Below are 14,809 nucleotides of genomic sequence, written 5' to 3' on the forward strand. Positions count from 1 at the left end.
GAGTAACAAGAGCGCCATTGGGGCGAAACTGAGGACAACATCAGGTGAAACTCCCATGACGACGATAAGACCCGCCCGCGAAGACGACGCCGAGTTGCTGCCAGATGTCGAACAGTCTGCAGGAGAGGCATTCCGGACGATCCCTGAACTTGCCTGGCTCGCCGATGGGGACAATGTCAGCGCCGAACGCCATCGCGCCCTGATCCGGCAAGGCTCATGTCTGGTCGCCATCGACGATCAGGACCGACTGGTCGGCCTGCTCAGCGCCACCATCGAAGGCGATGTGCTGCATATCTGGGAACTCGACGTGCGCCTTGAACTGCAGGGCCGCGGCATCGGCCGCGCCCTGCTCGAACGGGCGGCGGTAGACGCCAGGCAACGCGGCCTTGCCGCAATCACGCTGACCACGTTTCGCGATGTTGCGTGGAATGCGCCGTTCTATCGTGGCCTGGGGTTTCGCATCCTGGAGGGCGTCGAGATCGATGAACGGCTTGCCGCGCTGCTGCGCGCCGAAGCCGAGCACGGCATGCAGGCCGATCGCCGCGGCGCCATGCGGCTCGATCTCGCTATTCCCGATAGTCGCTGACTTCGACCAGATTGCCGTCCGGATCGCGGAAATAGACCGACATCATTGTGCCGCGAGCGCCGGTACGCTCGACCGGACCGACTTCTATTGCCACGCCATTGGCCTCCAGGCTGGCACAGATCTCGGCGAGTGGCCTTGCAGCGACGAGACAGAAATCGCCGGACCCAGGGGTCGGTGTCTTGGCTTTCGGCTCAAAGGTGCGGCTTACCTGATGCAGGTTGATCTTCTGCGATCCAAACAGCAGCGCCGTCGGCCGCTCCGGCTCGTCAAGGCGTTTCAGGCCAAGCACCCGCTGGTAGAAGGCGCAGCTATCCTCCACCGAGCGGACCGTCAGGACGAAATGATCGATGCCGGCGATCATAGTGTTACCCGTTAGATATTGCGGCTGCCGGGCTTGATCGCCGGGATGGCGGCGAGCTCGGGCGGCAAGCGGTCGGCGGGATAGGCCGGCACCTCATATTCGGCGAGCGCGATCAGCGGCACGCCGACATTGGTCTTGCCGGCCGAGCGGTCGATGATGCATGCGGCAGCCACCACTTCGGCGCCAAGCGCACGCAGGCAGTCGATGGTCTCACGGATCGACAGGCCAGTGGTGACGATGTCCTCGACGATGACGACGCGCGATCCCGGCGCGATCTCGAAGCGGCGCAGCCTGAACTCGCCACCTTCGCGCTCGACCCAGATCGCCGGGACGCCGAGATGGCGCGACGTCTCATAGGCCGGGATCAGCCCGCCGATCGCCGGGCCGACGACATAGTCGATCTTGCCCGGCACCGCCTTGCGGATCTTTTCGGCCAGCGCCTTGCACAGCCGCTCGGTCTTGTCGGCATGCATGAAGACGCGCGCCTTCTGCAGGAAGACCGGACTGCGCAGGCCCGACGTCAGGATGAAATGTCCCTCGAGAACAGCGCCCGCCTCGCGGAAAATGCCCAGCACTTCGTCGGTATTCATCTGCCCTGCCCTGGAACTAGTGGTTAGCCGTTGACGCGCCGCGCATCGCTGACGCTCGAATTGTCCTTGAGCTGCGACAGCAGTCGGTTGAGGTGCTTCAAATCCCAGACTTCGAGATCGATCAGCATTTCGGTGAAGTCGGGCGCGGTGCGCACCATCGACAGCGTATGGATGTTGGCGTCGTTCGAGGCAACCACCTGGGCAATGTCGGCCAACGACCCCGGCGCGTTGATGGCGGTGACCGAGACGCGCGCCGGAAAGCGCTCCTTGGTCTGCTCGTCAATGTCCCAGCGCACATCGATCCAGCGCTCCGGCTGGTCGTCGAAGGCCTGCAGCGCCGGCGACTGGATGGGATAGATGGTGATGCCGGTTCCCGGCTGGACGATGCCGACGATGCGATCGCCGGGCACAGCCCCTTCCGGCGCGAAGCGCACCGGCAGGTCGCCGCGCACGCCGCGGATCGGCACCGCGCCATCGCGCGGCTGGTCCTTGTCCTTGCGCGCGGCTCGCGTACCAGGCATCTGGAACAGCATGCCGGCGGCATTGCGGATCTTCGACCAGCCCTCCTCGCGCTGCTTGGGGGCGCTGACGGTGACGCGCTCGTCCTTGTAGTCGGGGAAGACCGCCTTCATCACGTCGGTCGAGGCGAGCTCACCGCGCCCGACCGAGGCCAGCACATCCTCGATGTCCTTGCGCGCCAGCCGGTGCAGCACCGGCTTCAGGTTTTCCTTGGCGAAGGTCTTGCCGGCGCGTTCGAAAGCGCGCTCGAGGATGCGGGCGCCGAGACCGGAATATTGCTTGCGGATGGCGTTCTTGGTGGCGCGGCGGATGGCCGAGCGCGCCTTGCCGGTGACAACAACCGATTCCCACGCAGCGGGCGGCACCTGCGCCTTGGAGCGGATGATCTCGACCTCGTCGCCGTTCTTGAGCTCGGTCATCAGCGGCATGATGCGGCCGTTGACCTTGGCGCCGACGCAGGTGTCGCCGACATCGGTATGCACGGCATAGGCAAAGTCGATAGGCGTGGCGCCGCGCGGCAGCGCGATCAGCATGCCTTTCGGCGTGAAGCAGAACACCTGGTCCTGGAACAACTCCAGCTTGGTGTTTTCGAGGAAGTCTTCCGGATTGTCGCCTTCGGCCAGCTGCTCGATGGTGCGCCGCAGCCAGGCATAGGCGTTGGTCTCTTTCGAGATCGCATGGACGGCACCATTCGTCTTGCCCCCGGTGTCCTTGTAGATCGAATGGGCGGCGACGCCATACTCGGCGATCTTGTTCATCTCGCGGGTGCGGATCTGCAGTTCGACGCGCTGGCGCGATGGGCCGACAATGGTGGTGTGGATCGAGCGGTAGTCGTTCTGCTTCGGCGTCGAGATGTAATCCTTGAAGCGGCCGGGCACCATCGACCATGTCGTGTGGATGGCGCCGAGCGCGCGATAACAGTCTTCGACGCTGTCGACGACGACGCGGAAGCCGAAAATGTCGGAGAGCTGCTCGAAGGACAGCGCCTTGGCCTCCATCTTGCGGAACACCGACCACGGCTTCTTCTGCCGGCTCTTCACGCCGGCATTGATGGCATGCTTTTCAAACAGCGCCGACAGCGCCTTCTCAATGTCGGTCAGCACGCCCTTGTTGCGCTCGAAGATCTCGGCAAGCCTTGCGGTGACGGCGCGATAGGCCTCCGGATTGATGAAGCGGAAGGCGATCTCCTCCAGCTCCTCGCGCATGCCTTGCATGCCCATGCGCCCGGCCAACGGCGCATAGATGTCCATCGTCTCCTCGGCGATACGCAGACGCTTGGCCTCGGGCATGTGATCGAGGGTGCGCATATTGTGCAGGCGGTCGGCGAGCTTGACCAGGAGGACGCGCACATCCTCCGAGATGGCCAGCAACAGCTTGCGCAGGTTTTCCGCCTGCTCGGCCTTCTTGGAGACGAGATCGAGCTTCTTCAGCTTGGTCAGGCCCTCGACCAGCTTGCCCATTTCGGGGCCGAACAGATCGTCGATCTCGGCCCGGGTCGCGGTGGTGTCCTCGATCGTGTCGTGCAGCAAAGCGACGGCGATCGTCGCCTCGTCCATGTGCATTTCGGTGAGGATGGCGGCGACTTCGAGCGGATGCGAGAAATAAGGATCGCCGGACGCGCGCTTCTGGTGGCCATGCTTCTGCATGGCGTAGACATAGGCCTTGTTGAGCAACGCCTCGTTGACGTCAGGCTTGTAGCGCGCGACGCGCTCGACAAGCTCATACTGACGCATCATGGGCGGGTTCTCGCGGTGCTGAAATGATTGATGCGCCGCACTGATGTACGGCGCATCTCATAGATAGCCACGAAACTGACGGGACGGAAGTGCCGGAAACGTATTCCAGGCAGGTCCAGGGCGCCCGTTTAGTAGTCGTCGCTCTTTTCCGGGGGAACCAGGCCCTCGATGCCGGCCAGCAGGTCTTCCTCGGTCATGCGATCGAAGGTGACGTTATCTTCGGCGTCGTCGGCGTCGGTTGCCGCGACGGCGCCGCCGGTCTGGTCGGCAATCGCCTCGCCGTCGGCTTCCGGCTCGTCAACCTCAACATGCTTCTGCAGCGAGTGGATCAGATCTTCCTTGAGGTCGTCGGGCGACAGCGTCTCATCGGCGATCTCGCGCAGCGCCACGACCGGGTTCTTGTCGTTGTCACGCGGCACGGTGATCGGCGCGCCCTGGCTGATCTGGCGGGCGCGATGGCCGGCGAGCAGCACGAGCTCGAAGCGGTTGTCGACCTTGTCGATGCAGTCTTCAACGGTTACGCGGGCCATTGATTGCCCCTTTCATGCCTGGATTTGATGGAAAACAGGCGCGGTCCATAACCCGAACGCCGCCAAAATACAAGCATTATGGCGCTGGGGCCTCGTGGGCCGGCTGACACCGGTCAATGCCTTGCCGGCAAAGCCCGTCTGCCCGCGTCGACACAGTGCTGATCACAATTGCTTGCAGTGCGCCCTGGCACCCTTGGATTGCCGTAAAACTGGCGCTATCTCGGTTGACGAAAGGTCAGCCGGTTTATTTACGAGCCGACCGATATAAGCGACCCATTTCGATTAGTCCGCCACCTATTTCGAAAAAGGAATATTGCCATGTTCGACCCCCGTGAAAAAATCGCTCTATTCATCGACGGTGCCAATCTTTACGCCACCTCGCGCGCACTCGGCTTCGACATAGACTACCGCAAACTGCTGTCCAGCTTCCAGAAGCGCGGCTATCTGCTGCGCGCTTACTACTACACCGCGTTGGTCGAGGATCAGGAATACTCTTCGATACGCCCCTTGATCGACTGGCTCGACTACAATGGCTTCAAGGTGGTCACCAAGCCGGCCAAGGAATTCACCGACTCGACCGGCCGCCGCAAGATCAAGGGCAATATGGACATCGAACTGACCGTCGATGCGCTCGAACTTGCCGACGTCGTCGACCACTATGTCATCTTCTCCGGCGACGGCGATTTCCGCACGCTGGTCGAAGCGCTGCAGCGGCGCGGGCGCAAGGTCTCGATCGTCTCGACCATGGCCTCGCAGCCGCCGATGATCTCGGACGATCTGCGCCGCCAGGCCGATCATTTCATCGACCTGACATCGCTGAAGAACGAGGTCGGCCGCGATCCTTCCGAACGGCCGGTGCGCCGGCCCGAGCCGGCCGAGGTCGAAGAGGAAGATTATTGACGGCGGCGGCCTTGGACGCCGCTTCCGAACCCGACCGCGACTGCCCGCTCTGCCCGCGCCTGCATGATTTTATCGCGGACTGGCGGCAGCGCGAGCCGTCCTGGTTCAATGCGCCGGTGCCAACCTTCCTGCCGCCAGAGGGCGACGACGCCGTCGAACTTCTGATCGTCGGGCTGGCGCCCGGCCTGCGCGGCGCCAACCGTACCGGGCGGCCGTTCACCGGCGACTATGCCGGCGACCTGCTCTACTCCACACTGATTGGGCACGGTTTTGCGCGCGGCGAGTTCAAGGCGCGGCCGGATGACGGGTTGCAGCTGGTCGGCACCGCGATCACCAACGCGGTGCGTTGCGTGCCGCCGGAAAACAAGCCGGTTGGCGCCGAGATCACCACTTGCCGCAGCTTCCTGGTGCCGACGATTGCAAGTTTCCCCAGGCTGCGCGCCGTGCTGGCGTTGGGTTCGATTGCACACCAGTCGACGGTCAGGGCGCTGGGCCAGCGTGTCGCCGCCTATCCGTTCAAGCATGGCGGCCGGCTCGGGGCCGGCGCCGTGACACTGTTTTCCAGCTATCACTGCTCGCGCTACAACACCAACACTGGTGTCCTGACCGAAGCCATGTTCGTCAAGGTTTTCAGCGAGATCGCGGAATTCCTGCGGAACTAACGCCGCCATAGAGCAGTTCACCGTTTCACGGAAAGGGCGAACTACTCTATCTCTTGTTTGACGCAAATTCCGGACGGAAAACCGTTTCACACTTTTCCTGGAATTGCTCTAGAATCCCTCCAGCACGATCTTGCCCTTGGCCTTGCCGGTCTCGATCAGCGCATGGGCACGCTTCAGATTGGCGGCATTGATAGGGCCAAACGTCTCACCCAAAGTGGTGCGGATGGTGCCGGCATCGACGAGCCGTGCCAGTTCGTTGAGATGCGCGCCCTGCGCGGCCATATCAGACGTTTCATACAGCGAGCGAGTGAACATCAGTTCCCAGTGGACCGAAACGCTCTTGCGCTTGAACGGATTGATGTCGAGCGCCTGGGGGTCGTCGATCAACCCGAAACGGCCCTGCGGCGCGATCAGTTCGACGATCTCGGCCAAATGCTTGTCGGTGTTGGTCGTCGAGAAGACAAAGGCCGGCGCGCCGATGCCGAGGGCGGCGACTTCCTTGGCCAGAGGCTTGGAATGATCGATGACATGATGGGCGCCAAGGCCGAGCACCCAGTCGCGTGTTTCGGGCCGCGATGCGGTGGCGATCACCGTCAGATCGGTCAGTTGGCGCGCCAGCTGGACCGCGATCGAACCGACGCCGCCGGCGCCGCCGATGATCAGGACGGCATTTGTGGCGCCCGGAACAGGCTTCTTCACATCGAGGCGGTCAAAGAGCGCCTCGAAGGCGGTGATCGCCGTCAGCGGCAGCGCAGCCGCCTCCGCATAGTGGAGCGAGCTCGGTTTGCGGCCGACAAGGCGCTCGTCGACAAGGTGAAACTCGGCATTGGTGCCTTGCAGCGGCAGTGCGCCGGAATAGAAGACGTCGTCGCCGGACTTGAACAGGCTGGCGTCCGAACCCGTGGCGACCACCCGGCCGGCAGCGTCCCAACCAAGCACGCGCCAGCTTCCGGCTTCGGGTTTGGCGCTTTTGCGGATCTTGGTGTCGACCGGATTGACCGAGATCGCCTTCACCTCGACCAGCAATTGACGGCCTTTCGGCTCCGGCTTGGGCAGGTCGATATCGACGAGGGACGCCTCATCGGTGATGGGGGCTGGGATTTGATAGCCGACGGCGCGCATTCTGGTTCTCCGAAATTGCTGTTGAGCGTTGTGTGGGGCAGAGATGCGGCTTATGTTCGCAAAGCGCAAGAATGCACATATAAAGCACATAGTGTCGAAAAGGATACCGTCATGCCGCGTATTCGCCATGAGCGATTCGATTGCAGTCCCGGCTGCACCGTGGAGGGCACGCTCCGCTACATCGACGGAAAGTGGAAAGGCGTCGTGCTCTACCATCTGTTGGAGGGCACGATGCGCTTCAACGAGATACGCCGGCGCATCCCGAACTGCACGCAACGGATGCTGACCAACCAGCTTCGCGAGCTGGAAATGGATGGGCTCATCGCCCGCAAGGTCTATGCGCAGGTGCCGCCGAAGGTGGAGTACAGCCTGACGGCGCGCGGCAGAAGCCTGGAGCCGGTGATCACAGCCCTGAAAGTCTGGGGCGATGCGAATGTGACGCTGGCGCCGGAGGTTTCGCGGGCTGCATGACTTCAGGCGCCCCGTCTCACACCGGCAGCAGCGCGTCCGGCTTCACGTCCGATATCGACGCATAGGTGTGCGTCTCCCTGACACCCGGCAGCGGCAGGATCACGCGCTTGAGGAAATCCTGGTAGGCGGCCATTTCCGAAATACGCGCCTTGACCAGATAGTCGAAGCCGCCGACGACCATGTGGCATTCCAGCACTTCGGGGGCTTTCGCCACCGCTTCGGCGAAACGGTCGAACACATGCGGCGCCGCCTGGTCGAGCCTGACTTCGATGAAGACGAGCGTACCGCGGCCGATCTTTTGCGGATTGAGCACGGCCCGGACCGCAGTGATGAAACCGTCCCGGAAGAGCCGCTTCACCCGCTGGCTGGTGCCGGTCGGTGACAGGCCGACGCGGGCTGCTAGATCGAGCGTGGTGCGACGCCCGTCCTCCTGCAGCAACCGCAGCAGGCTGCGATCGATGGCGTCGAGCTGATCGGATTCATGATTCACGTTCAAATTGCCTCTTATGCGTGAATTTCACTTTCTTATCGCGAAATGAGCATATTTCGCCGCACCATTTTCAACAATAGGCTGCGCTTTCAACGAAAGCCGTCTGGAGGAAAAATCCTCCCCTGGCAGGATCGAGCGGGACGAGAATGCGCGTGACAGAGGATCGAAACACAAAGCCGGCAATCCTTGCCGGCCTGGCCATGATCGGCATTTACGCCGTGCAGTTCGTCGCGGCTCGCTTTAGCCTGCGGGAGCATCTGACGGCAACGGATCTGGCGACCTTGCGCTTTATCGGCGCCGGCATGGTCATGCTGCCAGTCGTCTGGCGCAGCGGCCTGGCGACTGGCAAGGCATTGGGCTGGAGGCGTGCCTTGACGCTGGCGGCGCTGGCCGGACTGCCCTACCCGATCATCATCAATTGGGGCCTCACCTACGCACCCGCCGCGCACGGCGCGGCGCTCTGCCCGGCGTCGATCGTGTTCTTCTCGTTCGTGCTGTCTCACATCGCCACGACGGACAAGGCTTCGCGCCAGCGAACCATCGGCGTCGCCGCCATCATCGCCGGGCTGATCCTGTTCATTGCGCCAGCGCGCATCGGCGGCGACATGAAGGACGTCTTCTTCGGCGATCTCCTGTTCATCGCATCGGGCGCGATGTTTGCCGCTTATGCCGTTCTCGTGCGGCGCTGGCGCGTCGATCCGGTCACGGCGACCGCAACGGTCGTGCTCCTGTCATGCATGCCGCTGCCGTTGCTCTCTTTCTTTGCCCCAAGCGGCCTCCGCGCTGCATCAGCGGCCGAGATCGCCAGCCAGATCGTCATTCAAGGGTTTCTGGCCGGTGCGGCCGCCATGTTCCTCTATACCTATGTGGTCAGGCAGCTGGGGTCGCAAACGGCATCGCTGTTCATGCCATGTGTGCCGATCGCAACGGTCCTGATCGCCATGACGGTGCTCGGTGAAACGCCGACCGGCACCCAGTTCGTCGCCATCCTGATCATGGCTGCGGGGATGGCTTTTTCGGCTGTCGCCAGACCTGCTACCAAGACTGCCTGATTCAGGGCGATGGCGAAGGTTGTGCAGATGGCGCAAACAACTCGGCCAGCGTTTGGTGTCCGCCCTGCAGCACATTAAGGTCGACATCGCCCTCGATGCCGTCGACGCGGCCCATATTGTGGTACTGCCAGTAGATCCAGCCATCCTCGCTCGGTTTGATCGCCAGCGAGCGCAGCCAGCGCTGACGCACAGCTATCTGCCCCGCATAGGCGTCCTCAGCCTCGTCGGTCAGATAGATGATCGCCGGTTTTCCGAAGGCAGCTTCAACCGGCCCGAGGAAGGCTTGCAGTTCGGTGGCGAGTTGTTCCGGTGACGGGCGTTGCGGACAGTTGCCGCCGAATTCGATGTCGACCACCGGCGGCAGCAGCGGCTGATCGTGCGGCACCACCGCGATGAAATTCTTCGCCTGCTCGGCGCCCGGCCGGCAGAAGGTGAAGAAATGATAGGCGCCTACTGCAAGACCCGCGGCGCGTGCCTGGCGCAAATTCTTGGCGAAGGCATCGTCGACATGGTCGCCGCCCTCGGTCGCCTTGATGACGGCGAAGGCGACATCATCGGCGGCGACGCGCCGCCAGTCGATCTCGCCCTGATGATGGGAGACGTCGATGCCCCTGACCGGATAGCTGTCCCGATCCGGCGAGAATGTCTGGAAATAGAAGAAGCCGCCTGCCGCGACGAGGCCGGCAAAGACCAGACTGGCCGCACCCCAGAGGATGATCCGGTTCTTCAAGCCTTCCCCGTCATGTGTCGCTGCCGCAGTTGTTCGAAATTTGAAAAGCCGATGTCTGGCTTTTCTGGGGCTGCCCGAGGTTCTAGCCGCGTTCCTTCATGAGCCGGCCCTTTTCGCGCGACCAGTCGCGCTGTTTTTCTGTCTCGCGCTTGTCGTGCAATTTCTTGCCGCGGCCGACGGCGAGCAGGAGCTTGGCGCGGCCCTGATCGTTGAAATAGATCTTTAGCGGCACCAGCGTCATACCTTCGCGCTCGATGCTCTGCGACAGTTTTGCCATCTCGCGCTTGTTGAGCAGCAGCTTGCGGCGCCGCCTAGGCTCATGGTTGAACCGGTTGGCCTGCAGATATTCCGGCAGATAGGAATTGATCAGCCAGATCTCGCCACCCTCGACCGAGGCGTAGCTGTCCTGGATGTTGGCATGGCCCTGGCGCAGCGACTTGACCTCGGTGCCGGTCAGCACCAGACCGGCCTCGACCGTGTCGAGCACCTCATAGGAAAACCGCGCCTTGCGGTTTTCCGCAACGGTCTTGTTGTTGGGATCGGCTTTTCTGACTTGATTCATGATGCGGAGAGGTGGCGCCTCATCCTCAATTTATCAAGCCGGCGTGCTTCATCGCCGCATCGATCTTCTCGGCGGTCGATGCCTCGATCGTCACCAGCGGCGAGCGCACCACATTCTCGACCTTGCCAATCTTCGACAGCGCGTATTTGACGCCGCACAGGCCGGGCTCGAGGAAGATCGCCTTGTGCAGCGGCAGCAGACGGTCCTGCAACTCCAGCGCCTTGGCGCTGTCGCCGGACAGTGTGGCTTCCTGGAATTCGGCGCACAGCCGCGGCGCGACATTCGACGTCACCGAGATGCAGCCGACACCGCCATGGGCGTTGAAGCCGAGCGCGGAAGCATCCTCACCCGAAAGCTGGATGAAATCCTTGCCGCAGGTGGCGCGCTGTTCGGACACACGCTCGACCTTGCCGGTGGCATCCTTGACGCCGACGATGTTCTTGAAGTCGTGTGCCAGCCGGCCCATCGTTTCGGGCATCATGTCGATGACCGAGCGCGGCGGGATGTTGTAGATGATGATCGGCAGGCTGGTCGCCCTGGCGACAGCGGCGAAATGCTCGTAGAGGCCGCGCTGCGTCGGCTTGTTGTAATAAGGCGTGACGACCAGAGCCGCGTCGGCGCCCGCCTGCTCGGCATATTGCACCAGACCGACCGCTTCCGCGGTGTTGTTGGAGCCGGCGCCGGCAACGACCGGAGCGCGGCCGTTGGCCACCTCGATGCAGACCTTGACGACATGGCGATGCTCGTCATGCGACAGCGTCGGCGACTCGCCCGTGGTGCCGACGGGGACGAGGCCCCTGGTGCCCTCTGCGAGTTGCCACTCGACAAAAGCGCGAAAGGCTTTCTCGTCGAAACGCCCGCTCTTTTCGAACGGTGTCACGAGCGCAGTAAGCGAGCCTCTCAGCATGTCGTCCAACTCCTTGGGACTTGTTTGTTTATGCATGTCGTTGTCCCAAAACCGGTACCCACTTTTGGGCGACATGCATCGGGCGCCTTCTAGCCGAAAGCGAAGCCGCGCACCATAGTCTCGACACTGTTGCGCGGCAAGCATGCCGATGGTGCCAGCAAGCGCAATTCGAACGGCCTCGATAACCCTTTGTTTACGGGCTCTTCACGACCTAAGTCTAGGCTTCGAGGCATCTTCGCCTGCTGGCAAAATGCCCTGTTGGAAGAAATGCCGGAATAAGGAAAGACATAGAGACCATGCCGGCCCGTCGGCCCCATAGCTTCGCGCTGCTTGGCGTCGTCACCGCGCTGATGTCCATCGTGACGATCGGCAACGACGTCGATGAGCAGGTCACGTCGACAATCCCGGTGCCGAGCGTGCAGAATGGGGGCCAACAGGATAACCGCGCACAGGAAGGCACGCAGACGACGGGGCCTGCCACTGATGTCGCAGTGATTAAGAGCGGCCTCGATGCGCTTGCCGGCAACGACATTGCCGCCGCACGCGCGGTGCGCGAGACCTTGCCGGCCAAGTCGCTCGACCGCCATATCCTTGCCTGGGCGATCGCGCTCTATGGTGGCGACCGGGTGCCGAGTGGCGAGATTGCGGACGCAGCAAAGATGCTGCCGAACTGGCCGGGCACCATCGCCTTGCGCAAGAACAGCGAGCGCGCGCTCTACCGCGAAAGCCCTTCGCCACAGACGGTGGTGAAAGCCTTCGACGGCAGCCAGCCGCTGACCTTCGAAGGCGTGGTGATCCTGGCCCGCTCCTATGTGGCGCTTGGCAACACCAAGGCGGCGCTCTCGGTGCTAACGCCGTTCTGGCGCACCGAAAAGCTGGAAGCCAAGGACGAAGCGGCCGTCGTCAAGGAGTTTGGCGCCATCATCCCGGCTGCCGATCACCGTTTCCGCATGGAGCGGATGTTTTATGCAGACCGGGAGAATTCGGCGCTGCGGGTCGCCGGCCTTGCCGGTGCGCAACCGCTGGCCGATGCCTGGGCTGCCGCCTCGCGTGGGGACAAGAACGCGGCCTTGCTGTTGAAAGCAGTGCCTGCGGCGCAGCAATCGGCCGGCTATTTCTTTGCGCAAGCCGAATATCTGCGCAAGCAGCGGAAGTTTGCCGACGCCGCCGCGGTGGTGATGAAAGCGCCAACCGATCGCGACGCGCTGGTCGATCCCGATGCCTGGTGGGTCGAGCGCCGCGTGCTGTCGCGCGCACTGGTCGACCAGGGCGACTGGAAGACCGCCTACAAGATCGTTGCCGCGCATGCCGCCGAAAGCCCCGCCAGTGCCGCCGAGGCCGAATTCCACGCCGGCTGGTATGCACTGCGCGGCCTCAACGATCCCGCGACCGCCTCGACCCATTTTGCCCGCATCGCCGATCTCGCGCAGGGACCGATGTCGCTGTCGCGCGCCTATTACTGGCTTGGCCGCGCGGCGGAAGTCGGCGGCCCCGGCGATGCGAAGACCTATTTCACCAAGGCGTCCGCCTATGGCACCACTTTCTACGGGCAGTTGGCAGCGGAACGGGTTGGTTTGCGCACGCTGAACATCGTCTATCCCGAGCCAAGCACCGCAGACCGCCAAAGCTTTGACGGCCGCGAAGCGGTCAGCGCCATCAAACGGCTGCAGGAGGCGGGCTATGACCGCTATGCCGAAACGCTCTACCGCGATCTCGCCGGGCAGTTGACCAGCCCCGGCGAACTGGCGCTGCTGGCCGTTCTGGCGGAAAAGCAGGGCAATCATTTCATGGCGCTGAAGATCGGCAAGATCGCCGGGGCGCGCGGCATCGATGTCGGCGCGCTGTCGCATCCCCTGGGCGTCATTCCCGACACCGCCGACATTTCCGGCTCGGGCAAGGCGCTGGCCTATGCCATCGCGCGCCAGGAAAGCGAGTTCAATGTCGGCGCCGTCTCCAGCGCCGGCGCGCGCGGCCTGCTGCAACTGATGCCGGGCACCGCAAAGCAATTGGCGAAGAAGGCCGGCTTGAGCTTTTCGCAGGATCGGCTGACCAGCGATGCCGGCTACAATGCGACGCTGGGCGCGGCCTTCCTCGGCGAGCAGCTCGACCGCTTCGGCGGCTCCTATGTGCTGACCTTCGCCGGCTACAATGCCGGCCCCAACCGCGCCACTCAGTGGGTGGCCAAATATGGCGACCCGCGCGGCAAGAGCATCGACGCCGTCGTCGACTGGATCGAGCGGATTCCCTACACGGAAACAAGAAGTTACGTGCAGCGCGTGATGGAGAATTACGAAGTCTACAAGATGCGCATTTCAGGGAAGTACGACATTGTGGGGGATCTGGTGAACGGGCGGAGCTGAGGCGACAGGGCTGTCGTCAAAGCAGATGTTGGCGATCCTTCGCGCCCCCCTCTGGCCTGCCGGCCATCTCCCCCACGAGTGGGGAGATCAGCTTTCATTGCCGATTTCGCCAATCTCCACCGTCGAAGGAAGGCGGAGCGCCGGAACCGCCAATCTCCCCCCTCGTGGGGGAGATGTCCGGCAGGACAGAGGGGGGCGCTGTTCCTCCGACATATCCAAGAGTGTCAGCTTGCCGACAACCCTCGATTTGACCACCCCCGCCCTCGCCTGTAGCAGTCGGAGACGATCAGGCCAGGAGTCCCTTTAATATGACGAGCAGCGACGGCTTTTCCGACTTTTTCTACACAGCGCCGGATGGGCTAAGACTTCACGCCCGCGTCTATGGCGAGACAAACTCGGGAACCTGGCCGGTCGTCTGCCTGCCTGGGCTGACCCGCAACGCCCGCGACTTTCACGAACTGGCGTTCTATCTTTCACAGCGCACCGACGATCCGCGCAAGGTCATCGCCTTCGACTATCGCGGCCGCGGCCAGTCGACCTACGACCCCGATATCGGCCATTATAATGTCGGCATCGAAGCCGGCGATATTCTCGCCGGGCTCGCGGCGCTCGACATCGCGGATGCAGCCTTTGTCGGCACGTCGCGCGGCGGGCTGATCATCCATGTGCTCGGTGCGCTGCGGCCGATCTTGCTGAAAGCCATTGTGCTCAACGACATCGGCCCGGTGATCGAGGCCGAGGGGCTCGCCCATATCCGCACCTATCTCGATCCATCACCAAAACCGAAGAGCCGGACCGAGGCTATCAATGCCCAACGGAGCGCTCATGGCGGTGACTTTACCGCGCTGACCGAGGCGGATTGGGAGCGGATGGTGTCGGCTCTCTATCGCGAGACGGATCAGGGGCTGGTGCCGGATTTCGACCCGCGGCTGGTCGAGACGCTGGCCGGCCTCGACCCCAGCAAGCCGTTGCCGGATCTGTGGCCGCAGTTCGAGACGCTGGCGGCCATACCGCTGCTTGCCATACGCGGCGCCAACTCGAAACTCTTGTCGGGGGAGACACTCGAGGAGATGAGAAAGCGGCATCCCGGCATGGAAGCGATTGTCGTCGAAGGCCAGGGGCATGCACCCTTCCTGGAGACAGGCAATCTGCCCGGCGCCATCGCGGCCTTCCTGGCTGGAGCGGAAAACACGGCCCGGGCAAAGTAAACCCCAAGATCAAATCTGATCTT

At 62.9% G+C, this 14,809-nt stretch carries 16 protein-coding genes; 7 read left to right on the forward strand and 9 right to left on the reverse strand.

The window, feature by feature from the left end:
- Positions 1-55 precede the first annotated feature (55 nt).
- Positions 56-586, forward strand: a complete 531-nt coding sequence (locus AC1D1B_RS09020; RefSeq protein WP_477331300.1) for a GNAT family N-acetyltransferase — start codon at positions 56-58, stop codon at positions 584-586.
- On the opposite strand, the gene AC1D1B_RS09025 is transcribed toward AC1D1B_RS09020, so the two are convergent.
- The 4 genes from AC1D1B_RS09025 to rpoZ form a co-directional block, all read right to left on the reverse strand.
- Positions 567-947, reverse strand: coding sequence for a VOC family protein (locus tag AC1D1B_RS09025; RefSeq protein ID WP_477331302.1), 381 nt, complete (start codon positions 945-947; stop codon positions 567-569). The two genes, AC1D1B_RS09020 and AC1D1B_RS09025, sit on opposite strands and share 20 nt — an antisense overlap.
- An 11-nt stretch (positions 948-958) precedes the next feature.
- Positions 959-1,537, reverse strand: coding sequence for an orotate phosphoribosyltransferase (gene pyrE, locus AC1D1B_RS09030; RefSeq protein WP_142867697.1), 579 nt, complete (start codon positions 1,535-1,537; stop codon positions 959-961).
- A gap of 23 nt (positions 1,538-1,560) precedes the next feature.
- Positions 1,561-3,792, reverse strand: coding sequence for a RelA/SpoT family protein (locus AC1D1B_RS09035; RefSeq protein ID WP_477331304.1), 2,232 nt, complete (start codon positions 3,790-3,792; stop codon positions 1,561-1,563).
- Between the two features lie 128 nt (positions 3,793-3,920).
- Positions 3,921-4,322 (reverse strand): DNA-directed RNA polymerase subunit omega, encoded by a 402-nt coding sequence (gene rpoZ / locus AC1D1B_RS09040; RefSeq protein ID WP_454588394.1) that lies wholly within the window; start codon positions 4,320-4,322, stop codon positions 3,921-3,923.
- Between the two features lie 318 nt (positions 4,323-4,640).
- Between rpoZ and AC1D1B_RS09045 the strand changes: the two genes are divergently transcribed.
- Both AC1D1B_RS09045 and AC1D1B_RS09050 read left to right on the forward strand, forming a co-directional pair.
- Positions 4,641-5,222 carry a LabA-like NYN domain-containing protein gene (locus AC1D1B_RS09045; protein ID WP_023670234.1) on the forward strand — a complete coding sequence of 194 codons (582 nt, stop codon included), beginning with the start codon at positions 4,641-4,643 and terminating at the stop codon, positions 5,220-5,222.
- Positions 5,219-5,884, forward strand: coding sequence for a uracil-DNA glycosylase (locus AC1D1B_RS09050; RefSeq protein WP_477331306.1), 666 nt, complete (start codon positions 5,219-5,221; stop codon positions 5,882-5,884). The genes AC1D1B_RS09045 and AC1D1B_RS09050 overlap by 4 nt, the downstream gene beginning before the upstream one ends.
- Before the next feature lie 108 nt (positions 5,885-5,992).
- Here the strand turns inward: AC1D1B_RS09050 and AC1D1B_RS09055 are convergent, their stop codons facing one another.
- Complete coding sequence (locus tag AC1D1B_RS09055) at positions 5,993-7,006, reverse strand: zinc-binding alcohol dehydrogenase family protein (protein ID WP_477331308.1); 1,014 nt, start codon at positions 7,004-7,006, stop codon at positions 5,993-5,995.
- Between the two features lie 111 nt (positions 7,007-7,117).
- On the opposite strand from AC1D1B_RS09055, the gene AC1D1B_RS09060 reads away from it, so the two are divergent.
- Positions 7,118-7,477: a winged helix-turn-helix transcriptional regulator gene (locus AC1D1B_RS09060; protein WP_477331310.1), complete on the forward strand. Its 360-nt coding sequence runs from the start codon at positions 7,118-7,120 to the stop codon at positions 7,475-7,477.
- Positions 7,478-7,493: 16 nt separating this feature from the next.
- Here the strand turns inward: AC1D1B_RS09060 and AC1D1B_RS09065 are convergent, their stop codons facing one another.
- On the reverse strand, positions 7,494-7,967 hold the full coding sequence (locus AC1D1B_RS09065; RefSeq protein WP_023727560.1) for an Lrp/AsnC family transcriptional regulator: 474 nt from the start codon (positions 7,965-7,967) through the stop codon (positions 7,494-7,496).
- Positions 7,968-8,119: 152 nt separating this feature from the next.
- Between AC1D1B_RS09065 and AC1D1B_RS09070 the strand changes: the two genes are divergently transcribed.
- A complete protein-coding gene (locus AC1D1B_RS09070) occupies positions 8,120-9,019 on the forward strand; it encodes a DMT family transporter (protein WP_477331312.1) in 900 nt (299 codons plus the stop codon).
- A gap of 1 nt (position 9,020) precedes the next feature.
- On the opposite strand, the gene AC1D1B_RS09075 is transcribed toward AC1D1B_RS09070, so the two are convergent.
- The 3 genes from AC1D1B_RS09075 to dapA all read right to left on the reverse strand — a co-directional run bounded on the left by AC1D1B_RS09075 (position 9,021) and on the right by dapA (position 11,218).
- Positions 9,021-9,749 (reverse strand): glycoside hydrolase family 25 protein, encoded by a 729-nt coding sequence (locus AC1D1B_RS09075; protein WP_477331314.1) that lies wholly within the window; start codon positions 9,747-9,749, stop codon positions 9,021-9,023.
- Between the two features lie 82 nt (positions 9,750-9,831).
- Positions 9,832-10,311: an SsrA-binding protein SmpB gene (smpB, locus tag AC1D1B_RS09080; protein WP_477331316.1), complete on the reverse strand. Its 480-nt coding sequence runs from the start codon at positions 10,309-10,311 to the stop codon at positions 9,832-9,834.
- A gap of 25 nt (positions 10,312-10,336) precedes the next feature.
- Positions 10,337-11,218 carry a 4-hydroxy-tetrahydrodipicolinate synthase gene (gene dapA, locus AC1D1B_RS09085; protein ID WP_477332105.1) on the reverse strand — a complete coding sequence of 294 codons (882 nt, stop codon included), beginning with the start codon at positions 11,216-11,218 and terminating at the stop codon, positions 10,337-10,339.
- A gap of 296 nt (positions 11,219-11,514) precedes the next feature.
- Here dapA and AC1D1B_RS09090 point away from each other — a divergent pair, with 296 nt between their 5' ends.
- Together AC1D1B_RS09090 and AC1D1B_RS09095 are read left to right on the forward strand one after the other, a co-directional pair.
- Positions 11,515-13,578 (forward strand): lytic transglycosylase domain-containing protein, encoded by a 2,064-nt coding sequence (locus tag AC1D1B_RS09090; RefSeq protein WP_477331318.1) that lies wholly within the window; start codon positions 11,515-11,517, stop codon positions 13,576-13,578.
- 308 nt (positions 13,579-13,886) lie between these two features.
- Positions 13,887-14,786, forward strand: coding sequence for an alpha/beta fold hydrolase (locus AC1D1B_RS09095; RefSeq protein WP_477331320.1), 900 nt, complete (start codon positions 13,887-13,889; stop codon positions 14,784-14,786).
- The last annotated feature ends 23 nt before the right edge of the window (positions 14,787-14,809 follow it).

Source organism: Mesorhizobium sp. P2_C5_2, assembly GCF_056404535.1.

What these genes read in the sequence shown, in the direction of transcription:
- AC1D1B_RS09020 (WP_477331300.1), top strand. Translation starts at nt 56, where the DNA reads ATGACGACGATAAGACCCGCCCGCGAAGACGACGCCGAGTTGCTGCCA.
- AC1D1B_RS09025 (WP_477331302.1), bottom strand. Translation starts at nt 947, where the DNA reads ATGATCGCCGGCATCGATCATTTCGTCCTGACGGTCCGCTCGGTGGAG.
- pyrE (WP_142867697.1), bottom strand. Translation starts at nt 1,537, where the DNA reads ATGAATACCGACGAAGTGCTGGGCATTTTCCGCGAGGCGGGCGCTGTT.
- AC1D1B_RS09035 (WP_477331304.1), bottom strand. Translation starts at nt 3,792, where the DNA reads ATGATGCGTCAGTATGAGCTTGTCGAGCGCGTCGCGCGCTACAAGCCT.
- rpoZ (WP_454588394.1), bottom strand. Translation starts at nt 4,322, where the DNA reads ATGGCCCGCGTAACCGTTGAAGACTGCATCGACAAGGTCGACAACCGC.
- AC1D1B_RS09045 (WP_023670234.1), top strand. Translation starts at nt 4,641, where the DNA reads ATGTTCGACCCCCGTGAAAAAATCGCTCTATTCATCGACGGTGCCAAT.
- AC1D1B_RS09055 (WP_477331308.1), bottom strand. Translation starts at nt 7,006, where the DNA reads ATGCGCGCCGTCGGCTATCAAATCCCAGCCCCCATCACCGATGAGGCG.
- AC1D1B_RS09060 (WP_477331310.1), top strand. Translation starts at nt 7,118, where the DNA reads ATGCCGCGTATTCGCCATGAGCGATTCGATTGCAGTCCCGGCTGCACC.
- smpB (WP_477331316.1), bottom strand. Translation starts at nt 10,311, where the DNA reads ATGAATCAAGTCAGAAAAGCCGATCCCAACAACAAGACCGTTGCGGAA.
- dapA (WP_477332105.1), bottom strand. Translation starts at nt 11,218, where the DNA reads ATGCTGAGAGGCTCGCTTACTGCGCTCGTGACACCGTTCGAAAAGAGC.
- AC1D1B_RS09090 (WP_477331318.1), top strand. Translation starts at nt 11,515, where the DNA reads ATGCCGGCCCGTCGGCCCCATAGCTTCGCGCTGCTTGGCGTCGTCACC.
- AC1D1B_RS09095 (WP_477331320.1), top strand. Translation starts at nt 13,887, where the DNA reads ATGACGAGCAGCGACGGCTTTTCCGACTTTTTCTACACAGCGCCGGAT.